5 protein-coding genes are annotated in these 3,771 nt (G+C 39.2%); 2 read left to right on the forward strand and 3 right to left on the reverse strand.

The annotated features are described in order from the left end of the window. Nucleotides 1–131: 131 nt before the first annotated feature. The 3 genes from INF28_RS12510 to INF28_RS12520 form a co-directional block, all read right to left on the reverse strand. On the reverse strand, nucleotides 132–989 hold the full coding sequence (locus tag INF28_RS12510) for a carbohydrate ABC transporter permease (protein ID WP_226393790.1): 858 nt from the start codon (nucleotides 987–989) through the stop codon (nucleotides 132–134). Further along, nucleotides 983–1,801 carry an ABC transporter permease gene (locus INF28_RS12515; protein ID WP_226393791.1) on the reverse strand — a complete coding sequence of 273 codons (819 nt, stop codon included), beginning with the start codon at nucleotides 1,799–1,801 and terminating at the stop codon, nucleotides 983–985. Before INF28_RS12515 ends, INF28_RS12510 begins: the two co-directional genes overlap by 7 nt. Nucleotides 1,802–1,929: 128 nt before the next feature. Beyond that, nucleotides 1,930–2,589, reverse strand: a complete 660-nt coding sequence (locus tag INF28_RS12520; protein WP_226393792.1) for a hypothetical protein — start codon at nucleotides 2,587–2,589, stop codon at nucleotides 1,930–1,932. A 71-nt stretch (nucleotides 2,590–2,660) separates the two neighbouring features. Here INF28_RS12520 and INF28_RS12525 point away from each other — a divergent pair, with 71 nt between their 5' ends. Together INF28_RS12525 and INF28_RS12530 are read left to right on the forward strand one after the other, a co-directional pair. After that, nucleotides 2,661–2,849, forward strand: a complete 189-nt coding sequence (locus INF28_RS12525) for a hypothetical protein (protein WP_226393793.1) — start codon at nucleotides 2,661–2,663, stop codon at nucleotides 2,847–2,849. Between the two features lie 17 nt (nucleotides 2,850–2,866). Next, on the forward strand, nucleotides 2,867–3,664 hold the full coding sequence (locus tag INF28_RS12530) for a carbohydrate binding domain-containing protein (protein ID WP_226393794.1): 798 nt from the start codon (nucleotides 2,867–2,869) through the stop codon (nucleotides 3,662–3,664). Nucleotides 3,665–3,771 lie beyond the last annotated feature (107 nt).

Here is a 3,771-nt window from a genome sequence, read left to right on the forward strand (position 1 = left end):
GGCGTGCTTTAGCACGTTTATTTTACCCTTGACAAATTTCAGTCGAGCATTTAAAAGCTATTTGGCAAAAATCGGCGGAATTTTGTGAAATCATTATGCTATTTTTTCATTTTAACTTTACAAAACCCGTATTAGCCTTTCAATGATCCTACAATAATACCTTTAACGAAATATTTCTGAACGAACGGATAAACCATCAGAATTGGCAATGTTGCCAAAATAACCGTTGCAGAACGTACTGTTTCAACTGGCGGAGGGAGTGTATTATCATCAACTTGCATGATAGACATTTCATACATCTTTCTGATAGCAACCTGCAAAGGATTGAGGTTTTGGTCAGAAATGTAGATGATCGCTGTCATATATACATTCCAATGTCCTACAGCATAGAACAGTGTTAAGGTAGCCAAAATCGGCAAGGATACCGGAAACATAATACGAACCAATATTGTTAACTCAGATGCGCCATCAATTCTGGCGGCCTCCTTCAAACTCCTCGGAACGCTGGTGAAGAAATATCTAAGCAGAATCAAATTCCAAGCTCCAACAGCTCCGGGAATAATCATAACCCAGATGCTATCCACCAATCCAAGTGCTCTGTTTACCAAGTAACCGGGAATTAAACCACCTCCGTAAAACATGGTAATGAGAATCATGGTCATAAAGAAATTTCTGCCCGGCATTTCTTTTTCCGCTATCACATACGCACCCATACATGTCATAACAATGTTGAGTGCCGTACCGGTTATAGTGATGAACAGCGTATTGCGCAACGGGGCCATCAATCCACCAAATTTAAATACATATTCATAGGCATCAAACTGTATCTCCTTGGGGAAAAGCATCAATCCGCTGCTTTTTACAACCTCATCCATAGGAGATATTGAAATAAAAAACATATTCAAAAATGGATATAAGGTTGTAATACCAAATATACCAAGAAAAATTGCAAGAATCCAATCAAAAGCAGTTATTTTATTATTTACCATATCGTACCATCCTCATCTATATGTTTTGCTATCCAGTTGGTAAACAGAATAAGTAAAATAGAAATCAATGCCCGGAACATACCGATTGCTGTAGAATAACTAAAGCTATCTGTATCAAATTGCAGCAAACCGATTCGATAAATATAGTAATCCAAAACTTCAGCCACAGGCATTACCACCGGATTCATCATAACCATAACTTGTTCCATACCAACGCCTAAAATTCCACCCATACTTGTAATAAAGCTAATGCTGATAATCGGGCGAATGGAAGGCAAGCTTATGTGCCACATTCTCTTCCATCTTGACGCACCGTCTATAACAGCAGCCTCATACAAATCTGTATTTACATTGGACAAGCCTGCCAAATAAACGATGGAACCCCAGCCGACTTCTTTCCAAACAGCACTTCCGATGAATAACGGTCGGAAATAATCTACAGAGCCCAAGTAATTAACCGGTTCCATTCCAAACAAAGCCGTAAATTGATTGATAAGTCCGCTCAGTGAGAAGAAGTTATACATAATTCCGTATACCACTACCCATGAAACAAAGTGCGGCAGATACGAAACTGTTTGGATAAAGTTCCGATATTTTTTGAAACGAACTTCGTTAATCAGCAACGCCAAGATAATTGGTGCAGGAAAACTTACACACATTCTCATAATACTGAGTACAAGTGTATTCTTTACTACGATATAGAATTTAGGATCGCCTAAAAAACGCTGGAAATGCTTAAATCCTACCCATTGGCTACCCCAAATACCATCGTTAAAGTTATAATCCTTAAACGCAATGATAGAACCAACCATTGGTGCATAATGAAATACTACAAAATAAATACCGGTATAAATATGATATATAACGGCATAAACTGCTTAATTCGTTTTTTAAGATTGTTTTGCCCCATTAAAGCTACAACTCCTTTTGCATACTTACTCTAAAACCCCTCGTACAATACTACTTCTCTAAATGATTGATAATATCTGAAGAACATCATCTTCATTCCAGGTGCAATATTGGTTTTCTTAACCATCTTGATTGAAATGGTATCATCTAGATTTTTCTTCACCAAATAGTAACGAGTATAAGAAATAAAATATCCGGTTACACGGTTAGAATTTTCACCAGTCGGTGTGCGATCCAGTGAAAGATTCACAAAATCATCTTTCGCTCTGTGAACTGTTCCGGTTCCAAAAATAACAATACCACCATTTACTCCATAGTATTCTTCCATCGGGTTTGGTGAATACGTTTCCCACTTGCTGACATCGAATCTATGCGTAAATGCTGCAATTTCTTTCTGGCTGTTGGTTGCAATCTGAATTACATCTCCTCGGCCCAAATTATTAAACTGGTTCAGTTTTGCAGGAGTATCAATGCACTCGTCAGCTACCTTGAAGGAAATGCTGGAACCATTGAAATTAAGATGCAATTCCTTCCGAATAAAGCCATCGGCATCCACACAGTTGCCCACATCCTCTACGATATAAAGCGGATCCATATTTCCGGTGGATAAATTCGCAGCCGCCTGAACCAAGATTAAACCAGCTACTCCGAGATCATTCAAATCAATATCTTCATGTTTCGGCAAATCCAAAAGGCAGATTCCTGGTTGCAGACACGGATTGTGGTGATACGAGTGATCCCAATGGAAACTACAAAATAGTTTTGATTGATTTGGAAACTCAAAAATCTATGGTTTTGGCACAGTTTTATTATGATACAAAGCATAGCGGCAATGCACATGCGCATCCGACCTTTAGTAATGATGGGAAAAAGGTGATTTTTTCCATGGATAGAGGCGGGCATATGTGGACTGCATATATGGATATTACAGACATAGAAGAGATCAAGTGATACAAGGAGGAAGAGGTATGTTGAAGAAATGTACAGGTTTTTTTGCACTCATCACAATATTGGCAATAAGCCTTTTGGGTATACAGAAGGTTAGTGCAGAAAACATGATAATAAACAGCGGTTTTGAAGATGGAACGCTGAATGGATGGAAGACAGAAGGTGACAAGGGGGCAATTGTTATTCAAAAAGACGCACATTCCGGCACCTATGCATTCGAAATTAATAGTAATATATGGGAATCAAGATTCTGCACGATCTATCCGGCACCGGAGTTGGAGGCTGGCACCGAATATCAGTTTTCGTTCTGGTACAAGGTGAATTATACCGGCGGAGGAGAGATGCCGGCACCAAACCCCAATGGATATGATTCATTCCTGTTATATATTCGCTCCTATTTGAATGGAAGTGATGTTCATTATCTTAGTACACCTGTAACAGGTGGAACGGTGATTCGTGATGGTGAATGGCATCAAGTGGTGCGCACCTTCACTCCTAAGGAAGGCAACACCTCAATCAATCAGCTCGGTCTTCGCGGATATGCCAATAAGCTTCCAGGTTTTGAATACTATTTCGATGATTTTGATCTTCGCAAAGTTGGAGAGGATCATTTCCAGAACGGTGATTTTGAAGATCCGTCCATGATTCCCTGGATTGTTGATGAGCAGGCTACCACAGAGTTTGCTATTACGGCAGAGGATAAATATGACGGCGAACATTCCTTAAAGGTTGATGGTACAGGAAGCAAAAGCATGTATCAGCAGTTTGCTGTGACCGAAAATACTCCTTATGAATTTTTGCCTTCTTCCCAGAATTGATGGACAGAAAAAAGAGTGATATAATGGAATGGACACAAACAAAACCAAAATAACAGGAGGAATTTTCATGTCTATCAAAAAAGGAACAATACCGCCTCGTTATGACG

It is taken from the genome of Ructibacterium gallinarum (assembly GCF_014982785.1).
Classification (GTDB): domain Bacteria; phylum Bacillota; class Clostridia; order Monoglobales; family Monoglobaceae; genus Ructibacterium; species Ructibacterium gallinarum.

Excerpts from the sequence above, each read along its gene's own strand:
- INF28_RS12510 (WP_226393790.1), bottom strand. The coding sequence starts at position 989 with ATGGTAAATAATAAAATAACTGCTTTTGATTGGATTCTTGCAATTTTT.
- INF28_RS12515 (WP_226393791.1), bottom strand. The coding sequence starts at position 1,801 with ATGGTTGGTTCTATCATTGCGTTTAAGGATTATAACTTTAACGATGGT.
- INF28_RS12530 (WP_226393794.1), top strand. The coding sequence starts at position 2,867 with ATGTTGAAGAAATGTACAGGTTTTTTTGCACTCATCACAATATTGGCA.